General features: G+C 42.6%; 20 protein-coding genes. 6 read left to right on the top strand and 14 right to left on the bottom strand.

Translation table 11 applies throughout. The annotated features are described in order from the left end of the window. Nucleotides 1–10: 10 nt before the first annotated feature. Nucleotides 11–574, bottom strand: coding sequence for a ribonuclease M5 (gene rnmV / locus ACT17O_RS09390; RefSeq protein ID WP_049477772.1), 564 nt, complete (start codon nt 572–574; stop codon nt 11–13). Continuing rightward, nucleotides 574–1,347 (bottom strand): TatD family hydrolase, encoded by a 774-nt coding sequence (locus ACT17O_RS09395; protein WP_049477750.1) that lies wholly within the window; start codon nt 1,345–1,347, stop codon nt 574–576. Before ACT17O_RS09395 ends, rnmV begins: the two co-directional genes overlap by 1 nt. A 151-nt stretch (nt 1,348–1,498) precedes the next feature. On the opposite strand from ACT17O_RS09395, the gene ACT17O_RS09400 reads away from it, so the two are divergent. Further along, a complete protein-coding gene (locus tag ACT17O_RS09400) occupies nt 1,499–3,343 on the top strand; it encodes an APC family permease (protein WP_049477751.1) in 1,845 nt (614 codons plus the stop codon). Nucleotides 3,344–3,524: 181 nt separating this feature from the next. Here ACT17O_RS09400 and rpmH read toward each other — a convergent pair whose 3' ends face one another. From rpmH to ACT17O_RS09415, 3 genes are all read right to left on the bottom strand, one after another. Continuing rightward, complete coding sequence (gene rpmH, locus ACT17O_RS09405) at nt 3,525–3,659, bottom strand: 50S ribosomal protein L34 (protein WP_000831905.1); 135 nt, start codon at nt 3,657–3,659, stop codon at nt 3,525–3,527. Between the two features lie 144 nt (nt 3,660–3,803). Next, a complete protein-coding gene (locus ACT17O_RS09410; RefSeq protein WP_000666454.1) occupies nt 3,804–5,018 on the bottom strand; it encodes a pyridoxal phosphate-dependent aminotransferase in 1,215 nt (404 codons plus the stop codon). Nucleotides 5,019–5,162: 144 nt separating this feature from the next. Beyond that, entirely contained in the window at nt 5,163–5,462 is a 300-nt protein-coding gene (locus ACT17O_RS09415) for a hypothetical protein (protein ID WP_444817465.1), read from the bottom strand. Between the two features lie 166 nt (nt 5,463–5,628). On the opposite strand from ACT17O_RS09415, the gene ACT17O_RS09420 reads away from it, so the two are divergent. After that, nucleotides 5,629–6,081 (top strand): universal stress protein, encoded by a 453-nt coding sequence (locus ACT17O_RS09420; protein WP_000079162.1) that lies wholly within the window; start codon nt 5,629–5,631, stop codon nt 6,079–6,081. Nucleotides 6,082–6,117: 36 nt separating this feature from the next. On the opposite strand, the gene ACT17O_RS09425 is transcribed toward ACT17O_RS09420, so the two are convergent. Then, nucleotides 6,118–7,503 carry a Cof-type HAD-IIB family hydrolase gene (locus ACT17O_RS09425; RefSeq protein WP_444817466.1) on the bottom strand — a complete coding sequence of 462 codons (1,386 nt, stop codon included), beginning with the start codon at nt 7,501–7,503 and terminating at the stop codon, nt 6,118–6,120. Between the two features lie 65 nt (nt 7,504–7,568). Here ACT17O_RS09425 and ACT17O_RS09430 point away from each other — a divergent pair, with 65 nt between their 5' ends. Continuing rightward, complete coding sequence (locus ACT17O_RS09430) at nt 7,569–8,531, top strand: asparaginase (protein ID WP_444817467.1); 963 nt, start codon at nt 7,569–7,571, stop codon at nt 8,529–8,531. A 53-nt stretch (nt 8,532–8,584) separates the two neighbouring features. Here the strand turns inward: ACT17O_RS09430 and ccpA are convergent, their stop codons facing one another. Next, nucleotides 8,585–9,595 (bottom strand): catabolite control protein A, encoded by a 1,011-nt coding sequence (gene ccpA / locus ACT17O_RS09435; RefSeq protein ID WP_044020171.1) that lies wholly within the window; start codon nt 9,593–9,595, stop codon nt 8,585–8,587. Between the two features lie 204 nt (nt 9,596–9,799). On the opposite strand from ccpA, the gene ACT17O_RS09440 reads away from it, so the two are divergent. Then, on the top strand, nt 9,800–10,117 hold the full coding sequence (locus tag ACT17O_RS09440) for a DUF960 domain-containing protein (RefSeq protein ID WP_049505202.1): 318 nt from the start codon (nt 9,800–9,802) through the stop codon (nt 10,115–10,117). Between the two features lie 50 nt (nt 10,118–10,167). Here the strand turns inward: ACT17O_RS09440 and ACT17O_RS09445 are convergent, their stop codons facing one another. The 7 genes from ACT17O_RS09445 to ACT17O_RS09475 all read right to left on the bottom strand — a co-directional run bounded on the left by ACT17O_RS09445 (nt 10,168) and on the right by ACT17O_RS09475 (nt 17,393). Beyond that, nucleotides 10,168–11,451, bottom strand: a complete 1,284-nt coding sequence (locus ACT17O_RS09445) for a DUF308 domain-containing protein (protein WP_444817468.1) — start codon at nt 11,449–11,451, stop codon at nt 10,168–10,170. Next, on the bottom strand, nt 11,444–12,265 hold the full coding sequence (gene folK, locus ACT17O_RS09450) for a 2-amino-4-hydroxy-6-hydroxymethyldihydropteridine diphosphokinase (protein WP_444817469.1): 822 nt from the start codon (nt 12,263–12,265) through the stop codon (nt 11,444–11,446). The genes ACT17O_RS09445 and folK overlap by 8 nt, the downstream gene beginning before the upstream one ends. 42 nt (nt 12,266–12,307) lie before the next feature. Further along, nucleotides 12,308–12,862, bottom strand: coding sequence for a GTP cyclohydrolase I FolE (gene folE / locus ACT17O_RS09455; protein ID WP_000380930.1), 555 nt, complete (start codon nt 12,860–12,862; stop codon nt 12,308–12,310). Then, nucleotides 12,843–14,165, bottom strand: a complete 1,323-nt coding sequence (locus ACT17O_RS09460) for a bifunctional folylpolyglutamate synthase/dihydrofolate synthase (protein WP_198464985.1) — start codon at nt 14,163–14,165, stop codon at nt 12,843–12,845. The genes folE and ACT17O_RS09460 overlap by 20 nt, the downstream gene beginning before the upstream one ends. Before the next feature lies 1 nt (nt 14,166). Then, nucleotides 14,167–15,111 carry a dihydropteroate synthase gene (gene folP / locus ACT17O_RS09465; RefSeq protein ID WP_414388336.1) on the bottom strand — a complete coding sequence of 315 codons (945 nt, stop codon included), beginning with the start codon at nt 15,109–15,111 and terminating at the stop codon, nt 14,167–14,169. 102 nt (nt 15,112–15,213) lie between these two features. Continuing rightward, the gene (locus ACT17O_RS09470; protein WP_444817470.1) at nt 15,214–15,921 is read right to left on the bottom strand and encodes a lysostaphin resistance A-like protein; all 708 of its coding nucleotides are present in this window, start codon (nt 15,919–15,921) and stop codon (nt 15,214–15,216) included. A gap of 53 nt (nt 15,922–15,974) precedes the next feature. Further along, entirely contained in the window at nt 15,975–17,393 is a 1,419-nt protein-coding gene (locus ACT17O_RS09475) for an NCS2 family permease (RefSeq protein ID WP_000359241.1), read from the bottom strand. A 187-nt stretch (nt 17,394–17,580) separates the two neighbouring features. Between ACT17O_RS09475 and ACT17O_RS09480 the strand changes: the two genes are divergently transcribed. Next, on the top strand, nt 17,581–18,393 hold the full coding sequence (locus ACT17O_RS09480; protein ID WP_084877533.1) for a Cof-type HAD-IIB family hydrolase: 813 nt from the start codon (nt 17,581–17,583) through the stop codon (nt 18,391–18,393). A gap of 282 nt (nt 18,394–18,675) precedes the next feature. Beyond that, the gene (locus ACT17O_RS09485) at nt 18,676–19,665 is read left to right on the top strand and encodes a PTS sugar transporter subunit IIB (RefSeq protein WP_049500953.1); all 990 of its coding nucleotides are present in this window, start codon (nt 18,676–18,678) and stop codon (nt 19,663–19,665) included. The last annotated feature ends 35 nt before the right edge of the window (nt 19,666–19,700 follow it).

A 19,700-nucleotide genomic window follows, 5' to 3' on the forward strand; every position in this document is an offset into this window, starting at 1 on the left:
TCTGACTCCGTTAGTCTGAATACTTAGCCATCACTTCTTCCACTTCTGCCAAGGTTATCCCAAATAACTTTAAGCGCTTGAGGAGTTGCTTGCCGTTGGAATAGCCGATGCGGAGCTGTTCGCCTAGATACTCTCGGCGTCTACGGCTGTCTGATCCCGCCAAGAAACCTAGGCGAATCAAGTCACCACGACTGATGTCAAACTCGTTCTCGTTTTCAAATTGTTCTGTCACCTGAGCCAGCGCTGTTTTTAGATCTTCATAGCTGGCGTGTTCGATTCCCAGAGAACGTCCCTTGGATTTGGATTTGGGAACAGCTTCATCTCGCTTGAGAAAGGCATGCCGCACTGTTGGAACGGCCGTCATAATCATGCGACGAATCCGCTCCCCATTAAAATCTGGATCGGTAAAGACAATGACTCCATGCAATTCATGCAGGCGCTGAATGCGTTCTATATCCTGGTCATTTATTGCGGAACCTCGTGTTTCATAGGTCTCTACATCAAAGTAACGTTTGAGATTGGCCGTATCATCGCGACCTTCGACCACGATGACTTGGGAAATTTTTTCTTTCATCACTTGCTGTCCAATCCAAAGATACACTCTGCATTTGCAGTCGTTGCTGCCGCCAGCTCTTCTGTCGTCATCCCACGCAAGTCGGCGATAAAGTCCACCACATAGCGGGTGTAGGCTGTTTTGTTTTCACGGCCACGTTTAGGAACAGGAGCCAGATAGGGCGCATCCGTTTCTACCAAAATCTTGTTTAACGGAAGTTCTCTAGCAGCCTCTTGGATATCCGTCGCTTTCTTAAAGGTCACCACACCTGAGAAAGAAATGGTCATGCCAAGCTCGACAAACTTCTCAGCCCACTCGAGAGAGCCTGAAAATGAATGCATAATCCCACCTCGTGGACCAACTCCCTCGCTCCTGATAATCTCATAAGTATCTTCTAACGCATCACGAGTGTGGACCACAAAGGGCAAATTCAAGTCCTTAGACAGCTGAATCTGACGACGAAAAACCTGCTCCTGCACTTCCTTAGGTGCTGTCATCCAGTGATAGTCCAGACCAATCTCACCTAAAGCAACAACCTTGGGATGTTTTAGTTTTTCAAGCAAGTAAGCTTCGACCTCATCTGTGTAAGTGCCTGCTTCCGTCGGATGCCAGCCAATAGTTGCGTAGAGCTGCTCATACTCATCTGCCAACTCTAGGGCTCGTTCAATGGTCGGTTTATCAAAACCAACAATATTCATCTGTGTCACACCCATCTCAGCAGCCAAGGCGATTTCTTCGGCCTCACGTCCTGCAAATTCTTCTACATTTAAATGTGTGTGCGTATCAAAAATCATCTTTTCTAACCTCATTTTCTTCCATCTATTATACCAAAAATAGCATCCCTCGGCTTGTAAAAATATTCTAATACCAATCATTCTCCCTTGACTGCATTTTTTCAAAGCAGTATAATAACACTTATTGAAATTTTCATCAAAGGAAAAGAAAATGTTTAGAAAATTAAAATATACCTTTATCGGTCGACCACTCAAGTCTCTCACAGATGGTGAAGGGGGATTACTTGGAAAAATGCAGGCACTTGCAATGTTATCCAGTGATGCCCTGTCTTCTATTGCCTATGGACCCGAACAAGTCATTCTCGTATTAGTCAGTCTCTCTCCTCTCGCTATTTGGTGGAGCCTCCCTATCGGTATTTTTGTCCTCTTACTGCTCGCTAGCTTGACCATTTCCTATCGTCAAATTATTCACGCCTATCCTCAAGGTGGAGGAGCTTATATGGTCACTCGGGAAAATCTCTCCCCTGAACTAGGCTTGATTGCAGGAGGCAGCCTCCTTGTTGACTATATGCTGACAGTAGCCGTATCCGTTGCGTCTGGAGCTGATGCTATTACAGCAGCCATCCCTGCCCTCCATCCCTACAATCTTCATATCTCTATTTTCCTAGTCTGCCTGCTCATGCTCTTGAATTTAAGAGGATTGAAAGAATCTGCCAGCTCTCTGATGATTCCCGTCTACCTCTTTATCTTCAGTACCGTCTTTCTCTTGCTTTATGGGTTCTTTCAACTATTTACAGGTTCCCTAAACTATCAGGCGACTTCAACCATTGGGCAAACCGTTCCGAGCCTTTCCATCGTTCTCCTATTGAGAGCCTTTACCAGTGGCTCTGCCTCTCTGACAGGGGTTGAAGCTATTTCAAATGCGGTACCATTTTTCAAAACTCCGAAAGAAAAGAATGCTGCTCAGACCTTGACCATCATGTCCCTCATTTTAGGATTTCTTTTTGCAGGCATCACCTTCCTAAACTACTGGATGGGCATCACACCTCAAAATGGAGAAACCATCCTCTCGCAAATGGCCAAGGGTATTCTTGGTGATTCATTCTTTGGTCATGCTAGCTACTATCTCTTCCAGTTCTCGACAGCCTTAATTCTAGCTGTAGCTGCAAATACTGGCTTTTCAGCCTTCCCTATGCTGGCATACAATATGGCTAAAAACAAGTACATGCCCCATCTCTTTATGGAAAAAGGGGATCGCCTTGGCTACTCCAACGGTATCTTAACTCTGGCCTTTGGAGCTATGATCCTTCTTCTCATTTTTAATGGGAATACTGAACGCTTGATTCCTCTTTATACTATCGGGGTCTTCGTTCCTTTTGCCCTTTCTCAGACTGGGATGATTCGTCATTGGAAAAAGGAAAAAGGAGCAAACTTCTTAAAACCTGCCTTTGCTAATATCCTTGGGGCCATCATTTGTTATGCTATCGTTCTCATTCTACTTTTCTTCAGACTGGGTGATATCTGGCCATTCTTCCCAATTATCCTAGTTCTTACTTTCCTCTTTTTGTCCATTCACAGTCATTACCAAAAAGTGGCAAAACAGCTACGACTCTACGAAGGAATTGAAAAACGTACCTATGACGGCAATCTTGTCCTTGTCCTAGTAGGAAATGTTACTCGAGTAAGTGTTGGAGCCATTAACTACGCTCAAAGTATCGGTGACGAAGTGTTGGCCATGCACATTTCTACTAAAGAAACGGCAGAAAAAGACCAAGAAATTCTTCAGGAATTTGCCGATTACTTCCCAAATATCACTCTGAAGAATATCAATACTAGCTACCGCGACATCATCACCCCTAGCGTTAAGTATGTCAAACGAATCGCCCAAGAAGCTAAGCAAAAAAACTACACCGTTACAGTTCTCGTACCACAGTTTATTCCTAACAAGCCTTGGCAAAATATCCTGCACAATCAAATGAGCCTCAAACTTAAATACGCTCTCAGATGGCATGAAGACGTCGTTATCGCTAGCTACTCTTATCACTTAAAAGAATAAACAAAAACTCAAAATCAGTAACTTATATCTGGTTTTGAGTTTTTTGTATATGACCTTTTAAAAGAGCCCTCTATGAGTTTCATCTAAAATGACCGATTTCGTAGACAGTTCACTATGTAGGATAAAAAGAAAAGCCAGTAGACTCGAGTTCCTACTGACTTCTTTGTTGAATTCGTTTGGATTATGCAGCCAAAACTTTGCGTCCTTTACGACGACGAGCTGCCAATACGCGACGACCGTTTTTAGTTGACATACGGTTACGGAATCCGTGTTTGCGCGCACGACGAAGTTTACTTGGTTGATAAGTACGTTTCACGATGAATACCTCCTCATAGATTTTGTATTCGTTTAGCCGGCTATAAAGTGATCAGTTACTAAACATACTTTACTATTCTATCTGATTCTTATCTATTTGTCAATAGCTCTAAGGAAATGTTTCCTGCTTTTCCCTATGAAAGCCTTATCTACGATACTGACTCAAGAAACGTGTCATCTTTTCTTGGATTTGCGCTAATTCGTCCACACGAGGAAGGTAAACGATACGGAAATGGTCTGGTTCCTTCCAGTTAAAACCACGACCATGAACCAAGAGAACCTTTTCCTGCTTCAAGAAATCAAGAACGAACTGTTCATCATCATCGATGCGGTACATATTGCGGTCAATTTTAGGGAAGATATAAAGACCCGCCTTTGGCTTGACCGCAGACAAACCTGGAATATCTTGGATGGCATTGTAAATGAAGTTTCTTTGCTCGTAAATCCGTCCACCAGGAAGGAGCAATTCATCCACTGACTGGTGCCCACCTAGTGAAGTTTGTACGACTTGCTGGGCCAAAACGTTAGAGCAAAGACGCATATTGGACAGCATATTGAGACCTTCGATATAGCCCTTGACATGGTGCTTAGGACCAGACAAGACCATCCATCCTACACGGAAACCAGCGATACGGTGAGATTTTGACAAACCATTCATGCTGACACAGAAAACATCAGGTGCCAAGCTTGCCACAGGCGTATGCACATGCCCATCCATCACCATGCGATCATAAATTTCATCCGCAAAGATGATCAAATCGTTTTGACGAGCAATCTCAATAATCTCCAACAAGAGTTCCTTAGGATAAAGGGCTCCAGTTGGGTTGTTCGGATTGATAAGAACGATTGCCTTGGTATTGGAAGTAATTTTTGACTTAATATCGTCAATATCTGGGTACCATTCTGCAGCTTCATCACAGATATAGTGAACGGCATTTCCCCCAGCTAGACTGACCGCGGCTGTCCAGAGAGGATAGTCTGGCATAGGCACCAAGACCTCATCACCATTATCCAAAAGCCCTTGCATGGACATAACAATCAGCTCACTGACACCATTTCCAAGGTAGATATCATCAATGTCTACATTGGGAAATTTCTTCAGTTGGCAATACTGCATGATGGCCTTGCGGGCTGAGAAAATCCCTTTGGAGTCAGAATATCCCTCACTATCACGCGCATTCATAATCAAGTCATGAATGACCTCATCTGGCGCTGTAAAGCCAAATTCTGCTGGATTCCCTGTATTCAGACGTAAAATCTTTTCTCCGTTTGCTCGCATCCGCATAGCTTCTTCCAAAACAGGACCACGGATATCATAGGCAACGTGCTCTAACTTACTAGACTTGTTATATTCTTTCATCTTGTTTCCTCAATTCATAGAGATAGTAACATTATACCACTAGAAAGGGATTGCGACAAGTTTCCTGAAATGAGCAAGCAAAGAAAAAAACTCACAACGACTAGGTTCTCACCGTCTAAACAACTAGAATACAGAAGTATTTTCTCACATACCAAAAGACAAACCTAGAAAGATCAGCGCTATAAAAGAATCATACAAAAGATTAAACATGAGAAAGAGCCCCCACGTGACCAAATAGTCCAAGCGACCACTTCTCTTTGCAATCACAAATAAAATGATGTGGTAGACTAGGTGAAAGAGAAGAAATCCAACAAAACCTGGATAGAGAACGGGCATGACTCTTTCCAGCTGCCAAAACATCACTACTTCACCTACAAGTGACGCAAGGATAATTCCCTGATAAAGAAAACTTATTTTTTTAGAAGCTTGAACAAAATCTTTCATACTTTCTCATCACCTCGCTGTGTTTCCTACTATCCCGTTTTCTTTTATTTTAACATATCTCCACCAAATCGAATCTCCAATAATATTTATTTAAATATGATTTTTACTTTACTTCTTTAGTGAAAAGGGTTACAATAACAGTAAGAAAATTTCAGGAGGTTTCATTATGGCACAACGTTACCAAAATGTTATGGTCGCAATTGATGGTTCTAAAGAAGCGGACTTGGCTTTCGTCAAAGGTGTTTACACTGCTCTACGCAACGAATCCAAGCTCACCATTGCCCATGTTATTGACACACGCGCTCTTCAAAGCGTGTCTACCTTTGATGCTGAAGTTTACGAAGAACTCCAAGTCGATGCTGAAAGTCTGATGAAGGAGTACGAAAAGCGCGCAAGAGATGCTGGTGTGACCGATATTCACATCGTCATCGAAATGGGAAATCCAAAAACCCTCCTTGCCCGTACTATTCCAGACGCAGAAAATGTTGACCTGATTCTCGTTGGCGCAACAGGGCTCAATGCCTTTGAACGCCTCTTGGTTGGCTCTTCATCTGAGTACATTCTCCGCCATGCAAAAGTCGATTTGCTGGTCGTGAGAGAAAGTGAAAAAACATTGTAATCATTTAAAAAGGGAGCCTTGGGCTCCTTTTTGTTTCTATTTTTTTCTTTCTTTGTGTCGCTCATAAGCTTTAAACTGACGTTGTAGTTCCTGTCGGATGGCAGGTTCTGGAGCATATTTTTCTTCCCAGTCTTCTGGTTTTAAAATCTTGTGTGTAACTGGGTCAAAATGAGCCTTCCCATCAGGGAAAACCTTCCCCATATTTGCTTCATGGACAATATCAAAAATGCGTTCTGGGTCTACTCCCATCAAAACAAAACTACCGTATGTAAAATACAGTGTGTCAATCAAAGCATCCACTTGACCGACCAAATTTTGCTTAGCAGGTGTCTTTTTCGCCACTTTCTCTGCCGCCTTATCAAGTGCCTCATGCATGCTTGCAAGGGAGTTTTGGAATTCTTCCTCCGAAGAACTTGCTGCGCGAACAAACTCTACTAATTCTTCAATTTTAAAGTCTGCGCGGTGGGTTGCACCTTCAGCATCCCATGCCTGTGGCTCTTCTTGAGTTCGTTCATCCATCATGTGGTGGAAGGTTTTAACCTTATTAAAGTGGTAGTCTCGACTGACAAACACTTTTTCTGAAGCCAAAACACCAAAGTGCTCGAGCGCCTTGTGGATACCATCTTGTTGATTACTTGCCGTAATATGCTTGGCAACTTCTTTGACACTGCTACTGCCATTTCCCATAGCGACCGACATACCAACACCCGCCAACATTTCCAGATCGTTGTCTGAATCACCAAAGGCCATGACTTGGTTGAGATCAAAGCCATATTCTTTCCCGACTCGGCGAATGCCTTCTAATTTGGAATTTCCTTGGTTAATGATATCTGCTGCAAAAGGATTGCTTCGAGTTAATTTCAAATCTTCAAAATCACTTGCAACTTTCTCAGATTCCTCTGGCGTCATCAGCATCAAAACTTGGTAAATGGGTTGATTAATCAAGTTAAGTAGGTCGTCTTCCTTTTGAGGAACTGCCTTGCTAACCATTCGATTAAAGGAACGGCTAACGGTTCTTGTCAGCACAGTCGGAATAAAACGACTAACCAGTTGGGAAAAGGAGCCGAGACCAAATGACATAATTTTCGAACCAACAACGGCATGCTCGGTTCCAAGAGCGATTTCTTTACGCTCCTTTTTAGCGTAAGCAATCAGTTGACGCAGGCTTGACTTAGCAATCGGACTTGCAAAGAGCACCTTTTCTTTATTAAAAATGTATTGGCCATTGTAGGTCACCGCAAAATCCAAGTCCAAGTCTTCCATCAATTCCTTGACAAAAAACGGCCCTCGTCCTGTCGCTACTCCAACAAGCACTCCTTGCTCTTTGACAATCTTAATCGCGTCCTTAGTGGATTTCAAAACACTCTTGCGATCGTTGACTAGCGTTCCATCGATATCAAAAAAAACAGCCTTGACTTCCATCCTATCCCATTCTCCCCTTTTGTGTTACAATGATTATACCACATTTCAGAAAGAGTGACTAAATCATGCCTAAGAAAATCCTTGTTTTACATACAGGTGGGACTATTTCCATGCAAGCAGACGCCACTGGTGCCGTTGTAACTAGCCAGGAAAATCCCATGAACCATGTTTCCAATCCGCTTGAAGGGATTGAGGTTCATGCCCTAGACTTTTTTAATCTGCCAAGCCCTCATATCAAACCCAAGCATATGCTTGCACTCTATCATAAGATTAAAGAGGAAGCTGATAACTATGATGGAGTTGTCATCACACATGGTACAGATACCTTAGAAGAAACAGCCTACTTCCTTGATACCATGAAAATTCCGCCCATCCCCATCGTTCTAACAGGGGCCATGCGTAGTTCAAACGAACTTGGTAGCGACGGTGTATATAACTATCTGAGCGCTTTGCGAGTTGCCAGCGATGACAAAGCAGCCGACAAGGGTGTACTGGTCGTCATGAACGACGAGATCCACGCAGCCAAGTATGTTACCAAAACTCATACGACCAATGTCAGCACCTTTCAAACCCCAACACATGGACCACTTGGCCTCATCATGAAGCAAGAAATCCTCTACTTCAAAACGGCTGAACCTCGTGTCCGGTTTGATCTTGAGCATATTCAAGGTCTGGTTCCCATCATCTCAGCCTATGTAGGTATGACAGACGAGCTAATTGATATGTTAGACTTGGAACAGCTGGATGGCTTAGTTATTCAGGCCTTCGGAGCAGGCAATGTTCCCAAAGAAACAGCTCAAAAGTTGGAAAATCTCCTGCAAAAAGGAATTCCAGTCGCCTTGGTCTCACGATGCTTTAACGGCATTGCTGAACCTGTCTACGCCTATCAAGGTGGAGGGGTGCAGTTGCAACGAGCTGGTGTTTTCTTTGTCAAAGAACTCAACGCTCAAAAAGCGCGCCTCAAATTATTAATTGCCCTTAATGCTGGACTAAAAGGACAGGCTTTGAAAGACTATATGGAAGGATAAACCTCTTCTCTAGAACGCAAAATCAGGAAATCTTCGCGATTCCCTGATTTTTTCTATTTACGTTTTCGTGTAGAGCGACGTTCTGTCAAACCATGAGGCAAGAGAACTTCACGTTCTTCCAACTCTTCCTTATGCATAATCTTAGTCAACATACGCATGCTGATAGCACCTAGATCATAAAGAGGTTGGGCAACTGTCGTCAAGTTTGGACGAGTGAATCGTGCAATCTGAGAGTCATCTGTCGTAATGATTTCAAACTCTTCCGGCACAGATACGCCATGGTCAGCCAAACCATTCAACACACCTGCTGCCAATTCATCACCTGTTACAACTGCGGCTGTAGCTTGTGATGAAATCAAGCGTTCTGCCAAGGCATAACCATCGTCATAGCTGTATTTTGATTCAAAGACCAATCCCTCGCTATAAGAATGTCCTGCTTTTTTCAAGGCTTCCTTGTAACCGATCAAACGAACCTTGCCATTGATATCATCGACGAGTGGTCCACTCACAAAAGCAATTTTCTCATTTTCTTTGAGAAGGTAACTCACAGCATCAATCGTTGCTTGTTTGTAGTCGATATTGACACTTGGAAGTTGGTGTTCGACATCCACAGTACCAGCAAGAACAACCGGTGTCCGTGAACGAGAAAACTCTGAACGAATCTTTTCAGTCAAGTGATAGCCCATAAAGATAATCCCATCGACTTGTTTTGAAAAGAGAGTGTTAACCACTGAAACTTCCTTTTCATCATCCTCATCACTATTTGCAAGGACAATGTTATACTTGTACATTTCAGCAATGTCGTCAATCCCCTTAGCAAGCGTTGAGAAATAACCATTGGTAATGTTAGGAATCACAACTCCGACTGTCGTTGTTTTCTTACTAGCCAAACCACGAGCGACCGCATTTGGACGATAGTCCAAGCGTTCAATCACTTCGAGGACTTTTTTTCGAGTGTTCTCTTTAACATTCTTGTTGCCATTAACGACACGGCTAACTGTTGCCATTGAAACTCCTGCTTCACGGGCAACGTCATAAATCGTTACTGTATCATCTGTGTTCATTCCGTTTCCTTTCTATATTGAAAATTTCGCTTTCACGCATCTGCTTACTCCATTTTATCACTTATTGTAAACACTTTCAAGTATTTTTTAGAGAAACTTTGAAAAAATTTCACAGTTTATTCCCATTTTGAAAAAACAAGCAGAATTCCTTGATTTTTCAGCTTTTTTACTGTATGATAAGAAAAATAAAAGGAGGAAGGAAACATGGCTTTTACAAATACACAGAGACGTTCCGCCAGTTTTGGTGTTGTGACCAGTCTACCCGACGATGTTATCGACTCTTTATGGTTCATTATCGATCATTTTTTGAAAAATGTCTTTGAATTAGAAGAAGAACTTGAGTTTCAACTGCTCAACAATACGGGGACCATTACCTTCCATTTCTCTAGTCAAAACCTTCCGACTAGCATCGATTTTGATTTCAATCATCCTTTCGATCCCCTTTACCCTCCTAGGGTCCTTGTTTTAGACATGAATGGTAAAGAAACTATCCTCCTTCCTGAAGAAAATGACCTATTTTAAAAACTCTAGCTTCTTGGCGTAAACTGCTGAGGAACTAGAGTTTTCTTTTTCTAATAAATGGAGCGACTAACAACTAGACCATTGGGTTTTGTGTACTCTAAATCAAGGTAATCCTGGTAAGTCCCCGGTACAATGAAACCTTGGGGACTTAATATATCCGTCCCAGCTTTTCCCACGATAGAGTCTGCCAGCAAGACACAATTGGTACTGAGAACAAAGTAGGTCTTAAACTCGGATGAGCTGAATTTATAGAGGGTCGCATCTGCTTCCTCTTTCAGTTGGTAGGAGTAGGTATGCTTGACCTCTCCCTCTCTTCTTTTCATCAACTGCGAACTTGGTTCCCAAGGAATTAACAGGTCTTCTATCTCTGCTAGGCGAGCTTGGATAGCTGTTTTCTGTTGGTCCGTCAAACTCAGACCATAAGCAAACAAGGTCTTCTGACTTTCCCTCTTACAGAGCTCGATGTATTTTTCCCGATTGGCCTTAAACAAAACACCGTCTCCAACCATACCGAATAAACGCTCCGAGTGAGGATCATAGGAACCATAGGAAATAACCTTCCCTTGATAACAAATATCTACATGTCCCATAGCAAGAAAGAAAGAGGTTTCTGAGGTATGGACAAAAATTTCCAGATCAACCGTCTGATCATTTTTTCTTTCTGAATGAACTTCCCCTTCTTGACTTTCATGATTTGCCAGCCACTCATTCAATTTGCGCAAGGTACTGATAGGGATCAGAGCCGTCACAAAGATCGGCAAGGTCATTCGCATTCGCCGTTTCAGCTTGGGATTGTTTTCTATCCTTTCAAAAAAGAAACCGTCACGGAGGCTACTAGCTCCTAGCATGAGCAAGTAAAATCCAAGCAAGAGCAATTCAAAATTCGCCGCATCGTGAAAAGGAGAGATGCTATAAAGCCCGAATCCTATCATCCATACAGCATCAAAGAGATGATGGATCCGAGGATGAATGGCATTTTTTCGATAGAGAGACCAGGTCACAAGACTAATGATGCCCGTAAACAACTGGTAGCTCGCAATGATAAAGACCAAGAGATAGAGGGCAAGATCTTGCAAAATGATAGAGTCAAACACGAGAGCTGCTACCACCAGCTTGCCCAAGGTTACAAAGATATTTTCCCGACGTGTTTTATCTTGAAACCAGCGAGTCAACAAGTGCCAAACTGCTGACAAGGAAAAGTAGCCCATCAGCAACTGGTATCCCATTCGCGGAATAACTTGTCCAAAACGAATCAAGAGAAGCCCTAAAACAATAGCAAGTAGTCCCTCCCCGATACTCTTCCACTTACTATAGGTCTCGGAAAGCTTAGGCATTTCCTTGCTCCAACTGGTCAACCAAGTAACGAATTGGTTGTTTTAAGATTGGATGAATAAAATGGGGAGCTATTTCCACTAATGGCTCAAGAACAAAGAGGCGTTCTGCTATATAAGGATGAGGCAAGATGAGCTCGTCTGTGTAAATAATCTGGTCCTCCACAAAGAGTAGGTCCAAATCAATCAAACGAGGCCCCCAATGCACTTCTCTCACCCGTCCCATTTCTGACTCAATGGCTAATAATGTTTCTAACAAGACTGGTGCTGGTAGCCAGGTTTCTACTTCAATCACCTGATTGACAAAGCTATCCTGTTCCACACCACCCCAAGGTTCCGTCGCCAAGATACTGGACTCTTTGAGAATATGGATACCTCGAGCTCGCAGGTTGTCAATAGCTTGTTCCAAGTTGGCTTCCTTATCTCCCATATTACTTCCTAGAGCGATAAAGGCCCGCTGCTTACGACGGTGAATGGTCACCGAGCAGGTATCCAATGGTAAATGCACTGGAGCCCACGGTTTTTTTAGTTCCAACTCAATCTCTTGGACAAGAGGATAGGTCTCAAAGGTACGTTCAACGAGTTTGTAAGCTACCGTTTCAATCAAATCCTCAGTGCTTTCCTGAAACCAAGTCGTCCACTGCTGACACAATTCTCCGTAATGGACAGAAGCTGTCAAATCCAGGTCTGTAGCCGCCTTGGTCATATCATAGGATAAGCTTGCGGAAATAACAAACTTCTGCCCCAATTCCTTCTCACTAGGGAAAAGACCATGATAGGCAAAAATTTCCAAATCTTTAATCTGCAGTTGATCCATAACTTGTCCTTTCTAGAAAAATCCGCCCAAAGCGGATTCTTTTTATAGTCCCATTAAACGATAAGCCTGGTCTCGGAGGTCTTTATCTGTTTCAAATACACCTCGCGCTACTGTCGTCAAAGTCGCAGTACCTGGTTTTCTGACACCACGCATGCTCATACACATATGCTCGGCCTCAATGACAACAAAGGCTCCTTTAGCCCCCAGATAGTCCATCAAGGCATCGGCCACTTCAATATTTAACCGTTCTTGAATCTGTGGTTTTTTAGAATAAATTTCAACCGTACGGGCAAGCTTGGACAAGCCTGCCACCCGACCATCTGGAATGTAGGCAATGTGCGCTCTCCCATAAAAGGGCAAAAAGTGGTGCTCACACATAGTGTGGAAAAAGATATCCTTTTCTACAACCATATTATCGTCGATAATCTCAAAGGATTTTGACAGGTGTTCCTCAGCAGTTTGGCCAAGACCTGAAAAAATCTCTTGGTACATACGAGCTACACGAGCAGGTGTTTCCTGCAAGCCCTCGCGGTTAGCGTCCTCACCAACAGCCTCAATAATCATTTTTACAGCCGTTTCAATCTTTTGTGTATCCATTCTCGTTCTTCCTCTCCATCAGATAGGCTCTCACTTGGCTCAAGAAATACAAGGAACCTGTGACAATCCTAACTGTTTGTTTCTCTTCATTTTTATCTGTCAATTTCTGCTCTAGAAAATCCTGCCAACTTTGGTAATTGAGATTTCTAGACTTGGCTGTCTCTTTCAGCACACTTTCATCCGTCGCCCGACTATCATCAAAATGTGTCAGGGTAAGCTCGGTATCTGGCATTTCCCCTAGCAAGTCCAGCATATCATCCAAGGCCTTGGTTTTGATGCAGGTAAAGAGGATTTCCTTATGATAATCCGCAAAGCGTTCTTGCAAGGTTGCCAACAAGGCCTTGATAGCATGGGGATTGTGGGCCCCATCTAAAATCATCAAGGGGTCACTAGACACGACCTCCAAACGCCCTGGCCATCTGGTCTCTTTCAAAGCTTGAGCAACCAAGTCATTACTTGCTAATTCTCGCCCAGTCTCCTGACAATAAGTGTCTAAGAGAGCAAGCGCCATCCCCGCATTTTCTATCTGGTGCAAGCCAAGCAGACCTGTTTGAAAACGACCTTGTCTGACAGAACTGGTATAATCAAAGATTTCACCCGTCACTACACTCTTTTGGTGACTGACCTGATAATCTTTCCCATATCGTATTCTCGGTGCTTCTTTCCCTTCTGCAATGCGGTCAATAACAGTCAAGGCTTCAGGAACAATATGACCTGTCACCAAGGGAATACCTTGTTTGATAATACCAGCCTTCTGCTCTGCTATGGCTTCCAAGGTGTCACCAAGTAGGGCAACATGGTCCAGTCCAATGGTCGTAATTCCTGTTAAAATTGGCTGGCAAACATTAGTACTATCCAAAAGACCACCCATGCCGACTTCCATGATAGCCACATCTACTTGCTCTGAGGCAAAGTAATCATAAGCTAGAGCTGTGATAATCTCAAATTCGGTTGTCCCCTGCAAATTGGTAGCAGATTCCCCCTCAAGCAAAGACTGATAGTCTGCCATGAGGGCTTCTAGCCTAGCCTCGGGAATGGATTCCCCATTAATGCTAATCTGATCCGTATAATGAATGAGATAGGGCGAGTTGAACACCCCAACTCTCAGCCCTAGGTTTTCCAGCATCTTTTTCAAAAAAGCAATGGTAGACCCCTTGCCGTTGGTCCCTCCGATATGGATGACCTTGAGTTTGAGATGGGGATTGCCTCGCAGAGCTAGGAGTTCTACCATGCGTTCCAAGCCAAAATGCGGTTGGTCCGTCCGGTAGTGGGCAATCCACTGATTGTTTTCAATTTCGTTCATCTTACTTATATTGTTTTAAATCTAGATTTTCTGCATCATCTGCCAAACGGATAGCAGAGGCAATTTCAACTGCCATCCTGTGACTGGCAACATCATGCACGCGCACCACTTCCACACCCTGTCTCACAGCGATACTGGTTACATGAGCAGAAGCTGTGTCTCGATTGCGGAAACCAAGTTCGGTCCCAGGATTAACTTCAAAGCCATTTTCTTCTAGGATATTGATGACAAATCGCTTACGCGAAACTCCAAGAAAAATCGGATAGCCTTGCTGGTGTAGTTTATCTAGATCCCGTAGAAGGAGTAGATTTTCCTTCTTGGTCAGACCAAAGCCAATCCCTGGATCCAGCAGAATATTTTCTCTTGCTATCCCAGCTTGATTGGCTCTCGCTAGTGCTCGTTCAAAGAAAGCCTCCATCAAGTCTTCAATTGGCATTTTTTCAAAGTCAGCTAACTCTTCCTCTGTAAAAGCTTGCCCAAAACCAAAATGAGGAAATATGAGCGAACTAGGGTGCTGAGGTCGAGCCATGACTGGATTAAACATGATGACTACTTTCGCACCAGCCTTAGCAACCACATCCGCCATTTTCTCATCTCCCATGAGACCCGTAATGTCATTTACCAGATTGGCACCAGCAGCCAAAGCAGCCTCTGCCACCTGACTTTTCCAAGTATCGATGGAAATGAGAACATCACTTTCCTCACAGATAGCTTTAATCACTGGAACAACACGCTGGATTTCCTCTTCTATCTCAACATAGCTACTGCCCGGCCGAGTCGATTCTCCACCGATATCAAGCATGCTAGCTCCTTCAGCTATCAATTTACGGGCTTGCTGAAGCGCCTGGTCAACAGCAAAAAACTGACCACCATCCGAAAAGGAATCTGGTGTTACATTGATAATTCCACAAATAGCTGTTTTTGCCTGACTAGCTTTACTGAACATAAGGTCACTCCTCAAGGTTTTTCACCACATTATTTCTCTATTTTACCATAAAAAGAAAAAGATGGATACGCTAGTATTCATCTTTTCCAAGCGGCTAATGGTTTAGAATGATAGACCTAGATTTCTACTAATCAATACCAATAAGGCCAACAAACAAAATGCAATACCATTGAGAATCATATGAAGCAAAATGGACATCTCCAAACGCTCAGTCTTATAGGCTGTCCAAGTCAAAACCGTTGACATTCCTCCATAAATAATCACAGAAGGTAGATTGGTTGGCATATGGAGCAAGGCAAAGACAATTGCACCAACAACAAAGCCAAGTTTTTCTTTTCCACGGAAGATCTTTTTTGGAATAATCCCACGACACAAAATTTCTTCACAAATCGGCGCAATCAAGACTAATAGGAAGAAAGTTGAAATCAAAGAACTATTCTGAACCAAACCATTCAGTATTGATTGGTTACTGGTTGTTGCCTCATTTGTTAGTCGAAGCAGGAGTGAACCCAAGAGATTTGTCGCAAAAATCACCAGATAACTCAGTACCAAGCGAGCCAAGTCTTTTGCCTTAAAAAAGGATAGATTAAAAGTAGCAAGTTGTGTTTTTCGTGCACCAATAATGAATACAATCAAAACGACTATGGATAAAGCACCTACTAAGAGCCCTGACTGTAAAATCGGAAACTGTTTGTTTGCTAAAAACAAAGAAAGTCCTATAGGAAATTGAGATAGAACAAAAGCTACCAAAAGGATGAGCACCCATTTCCCTCTGTTCAAAACCTCTTGCCAAATCGTCTTATCTTTCATGATGTACCTCCTTATAAGAAAAAGGGGAGACTCCCCTTTTTCTATTATACCATTTATAGCGCCATACTGATATAGTTAAGGATAAACAAGGCATCCAAAATCCAAATCATCACGTGCACATCCTTGGCTTGACCTTTGACAACTTTTGTCAAGGTATATGTCAAGAAACCAACAGCAATCCCTTGTGTGATAGAGTAGCTGAATCCCATAAAGATTGATGTGAAGAAGGCAGGAACCGCTTCAGCCATATCATCCCAAGGGATATTTTTCAAGTTAGAAAGCATCATGATTCCGACGATAATCAAAATTGGAGCTGTTGCAGCTGTAGGAACAATCGCTAGAAGTGGGCTAAAGAAGCTAGATAGAGCAAAACAGATCGCAACCACTAGGGCTGTCAAACCAGTACGTCCACCAGCACCGATACCCGCCGCAGACTCAACATAGGTCGTAACGTTTGAAGTACCTGCAATGGCACCTACCGAAGTTGCCACCAAATCAGAGTATAGAGCCTTGTCCAATTTAGCGGACTCATGGTTTTCCCCACTTGTCGCAACGATACCAACTTTTTCACCAGTACCGATAAGAGTACCGATTGTATCAAAAATATCCGTTAGTGAGAAGGCAAGAATAGCCATCAAGGTTTCTGGTAAACGTGAAGTGTTTGAAATCAAAGATCCTAAACCTTCTGAACCAAGAGCAGCACCAAACAAAGTTCCTAAATCATTAACCGCTGCTGAAAGATTGTTGCTAGCAAAGTCGATCCCTGACAATTTCACAACACCAACAGCAATGGCAAGGACAGTCGTTGTTAAAATAGAAAGAATGATTCCACCCTTGATGCCTTTAACAACAAAGAAGATGGTAATAGCCAGACCTGCAAGAGCCACCAATACGGCTGGAGTATTGAAGTCTACCAATCCTGGAACAGCTGCGGAGTTTGCAGTAAGTGCAGCTTGAGCCTTGTCTGCTCCTTCACCTGCTACAGTATAAGTACCTGGGTCAATTGAGAATTTCAAGAGACCGGCATTCTTAATCCCAACATAGGCAAGGAAAACACCAATACCAGCCGAAATAGCTGAGCGAAGTGTTGTTGGAATAGATTCGATGATCATTTTACGAACATTTGTCAAGGTAATAATCAGTGAAATAATTCCACAAATGAAGACCATACCAAGAGCTTCTTTCCAAGTATAGCCCATCCCAAATACAACTGTAAATGTGAAGAAGGCATTTAGTCCCATACCTGGTGCTTGTGCGTATGGCAAATTAGCATAGAAAGCCATCATCAAAGTACCGACTACAGAACCGATAATCGTTGCCAAGAACACACCTTGAACAGGCATACCCGTTTGGGAAAGCATTTGAGGGTTTACAAAGAGAATATAACTCATTGCAAAGAATGTTGTTAAACCAGCAAGCACCTCTGTACGGACATCTGTCCCGTGCTCTTTTAGTTTAAATAGTTTGTCCATCTTTAATCTCCTTTTGTTTTTTACGAACAATATTAGTATTATATCATTTATCATTCACCTTTTCAATATGTTTGTTTGATTTATTTAATAAATCAAAGCAACTGTAGTTTTTGTTCTTGTCTGCTTTTCTTCCTTCTTTTTGATATAATAGTAGACATCTTATCTGGAAACGACTAGGAAGGTTTATATGACTAAAAAAATTATCGCAGTCGATTTGGACGGAACCCTGCTAAATAATGAAAGCAAGCTCTCCGATTTCACCAAAGAGACGATCAAAAAAATTTCAGAAAAAGGACACCATGTCATCATCACGACAGGCCGTCCGTATCGTATGGCAAAAGACTTCTATCGTGAGCTAGAATTGCATACTCCCATGATTAACTTTAATGGTTCCCTTACCCATCTACCAGGACAGGCTTGGGCGCATGAAAAGTGCCTGACCTTGGACAAAAAATACCTCCTAGACATGGTCAAGCGCACGGAGGACATCCAGGCCGACTTTATTGCAGGAGAATATCGAAAAAAATTCTATATCACGACTCCGAATGAAGAAATTGCAGATCCTAAACTATTTGGCGTAGAGAACTTCCGGCCAGAAAATCAATTCAAACCTGAACGAGTAACCAAAGATCCCAACTGCATCCTCTTGCAAACAAGGGCTGAAGACAAATACGCTTTAGCGGACGAAATGAATCGTTTTTATCAGCACCAACTAGCTATCAATACATGGGGCGGTCCCCTCAACATCCTCGAGTGTACTCCCAAGGGTGTAAACAAGGCCTTTGCTCTAGAGTACTTGCTCAATGTGATGAATCGTGATAAAAAAGACTTAATCGCCTTTGGTGATGAGCATAATGACACTGAAATGTTGGCATTTGCAAGCAAGGGATATGCTATGAAAAACGCCAATCCTGCTCTTCTTCCATATGCAGACGAACAACTTCCTCTGACCAACGAAGAAGATGGAGTTGCCTACGCTTTACAAAATTTATTCCTATAAAAGGGAAGATTGCATGGTCGCAATCTTTCCTTTTTGTTTTCATTTTGTTTTCACAAAAGCGACTTATTTTCTGTATTTTTATATTAAATTTTCCATTACCATTTTCATTTATCTCTCAAAAACATTGATATATTAATATTTTTAAAAAGTCATTCTATGAAAACTTTTACATCTTTTTAGAAAAAGTAGTTGATTTTTATATGAAAACGGTTTATACTTAAAGTTAGGCTTAAAGTTTTCTTAAACATATAGTCAAACATTTTATAAGGAGGAATGACAATAATGAGTATCGGAATCATTATTGCGAGCCACGGCGAATTTGCTGCGGGTATTCATCAGTCAGGATCTATGATCTTTGGTGAACAAGAAAAGGTTCAAGTTGTAACCTTTATGCCAAATGAAGGTCCAGATGACCTTTACGCTAAATTCAACAACGCTGTGGCTGCATTTGACGCAGAAGATGAGGTTCTAGTATTGGCTGACCTTTGGAGTGGATCTCCATTCAACCAAGCTAGCCGCGTAATGGGAGAAAATCCAGAACGTAAGTTTGCCATCATCACAGGACTGAACTTGCCGATGTTGATCCAAGCCTACACAGAGCGCCTTATGGACGCGAATGCAGGTGTGGATAAAGTCGCTGCGAATATCATTAAAGAAGCCAAAGATGGCATCAAGGCTCTTCCAGAAGAGCTTAACCCAGTTGAGGAAGTTGCAACTGCTGCAGCTGCTCCAGTTTCACAAGCTGCTATTCCAGAAGGAACAGTTATCGGTGACGGTAAACTGAAAATCAACCTTGCTCGTCTAGACACTCGTCTCCTTCACGGTCAGGTTGCCACTGCTTGGACTCCAGATTCAAAAGCAGATCGTATCATCGTTGCTTCAGACAACGTTGCAAACGACGAGTTGCGTAAAGAATTGATCAAACAAGCAGCTCCTAATGGAGTAAAAGCCAACGTTGTCCCAATCCAGAAATTGATCGACGTTGCAAAAGACCCACGTTTCGGAGAAACTCATGCCCTTATCTTGTTTGAAACTCCACAAGATGCACTTCGTGCTATCGAAGGTGGCGTGCCAATCAAGACCCTTAACGTTGGTTCTATGGCTCACTCAACAGGTAAGACAATGATTAACAACGTTTTGTCTATGGACAAAGAAGACGTTGCAACCTTTGAAAAAATGCGTGACCTCGGTGTTGAATTTGATGTACGTAAAGTACCAAACGACACGAAAAAAGATTTGTTTGACTTGATTAAGAAAGCAAACGTTCAATAATGTTAATCTGTTTCTATCATTTTTGAAAACAGGAT

It is taken from the genome of Streptococcus sp. HJ1, assembly GCF_052399005.1.
In the GTDB taxonomy this organism is placed as follows: domain Bacteria; phylum Bacillota; class Bacilli; order Lactobacillales; family Streptococcaceae; genus Streptococcus.

Coding starts and splice junctions, on each gene's coding strand:
- rnmV (WP_049477772.1), bottom strand. CDS start 574: ATGAAAGAAAAAATTTCCCAAGTCATCGTGGTCGAAGGTCGCGATGAT.
- ACT17O_RS09395 (WP_049477750.1), bottom strand. CDS start 1,347: ATGATTTTTGATACGCACACACATTTAAATGTAGAAGAATTTGCAGGA.
- ACT17O_RS09400 (WP_049477751.1), top strand. CDS start 1,499: ATGTTTAGAAAATTAAAATATACCTTTATCGGTCGACCACTCAAGTCT.
- ACT17O_RS09410 (WP_000666454.1), bottom strand. CDS start 5,018: ATGAAAGAATATAACAAGTCTAGTAAGTTAGAGCACGTTGCCTATGAT.
- ACT17O_RS09415 (WP_444817465.1), bottom strand. CDS start 5,462: ATGAAAGATTTTGTTCAAGCTTCTAAAAAAATAAGTTTTCTTTATCAG.
- ACT17O_RS09420 (WP_000079162.1), top strand. CDS start 5,629: ATGGCACAACGTTACCAAAATGTTATGGTCGCAATTGATGGTTCTAAA.
- ACT17O_RS09425 (WP_444817466.1), bottom strand. CDS start 7,503: ATGGAAGTCAAGGCTGTTTTTTTTGATATCGATGGAACGCTAGTCAAC.
- ACT17O_RS09430 (WP_444817467.1), top strand. CDS start 7,569: ATGCCTAAGAAAATCCTTGTTTTACATACAGGTGGGACTATTTCCATG.
- ccpA (WP_044020171.1), bottom strand. CDS start 9,595: ATGAACACAGATGATACAGTAACGATTTATGACGTTGCCCGTGAAGCA.
- ACT17O_RS09440 (WP_049505202.1), top strand. CDS start 9,800: ATGGCTTTTACAAATACACAGAGACGTTCCGCCAGTTTTGGTGTTGTG.
- ACT17O_RS09445 (WP_444817468.1), bottom strand. CDS start 11,451: ATGCCTAAGCTTTCCGAGACCTATAGTAAGTGGAAGAGTATCGGGGAG.
- folK (WP_444817469.1), bottom strand. CDS start 12,265: ATGGATCAACTGCAGATTAAAGATTTGGAAATTTTTGCCTATCATGGT.
- folE (WP_000380930.1), bottom strand. CDS start 12,862: ATGGATACACAAAAGATTGAAACGGCTGTAAAAATGATTATTGAGGCT.
- ACT17O_RS09460 (WP_198464985.1), bottom strand. CDS start 14,165: ATGAACGAAATTGAAAACAATCAGTGGATTGCCCACTACCGGACGGAC.
- folP (WP_414388336.1), bottom strand. CDS start 15,111: ATGTTCAGTAAAGCTAGTCAGGCAAAAACAGCTATTTGTGGAATTATC.
- ACT17O_RS09470 (WP_444817470.1), bottom strand. CDS start 15,921: ATGAAAGATAAGACGATTTGGCAAGAGGTTTTGAACAGAGGGAAATGG.
- ACT17O_RS09475 (WP_000359241.1), bottom strand. CDS start 17,393: ATGGACAAACTATTTAAACTAAAAGAGCACGGGACAGATGTCCGTACA.
- ACT17O_RS09480 (WP_084877533.1), top strand. CDS start 17,581: ATGACTAAAAAAATTATCGCAGTCGATTTGGACGGAACCCTGCTAAAT.
- ACT17O_RS09485 (WP_049500953.1), top strand. CDS start 18,676: ATGAGTATCGGAATCATTATTGCGAGCCACGGCGAATTTGCTGCGGGT.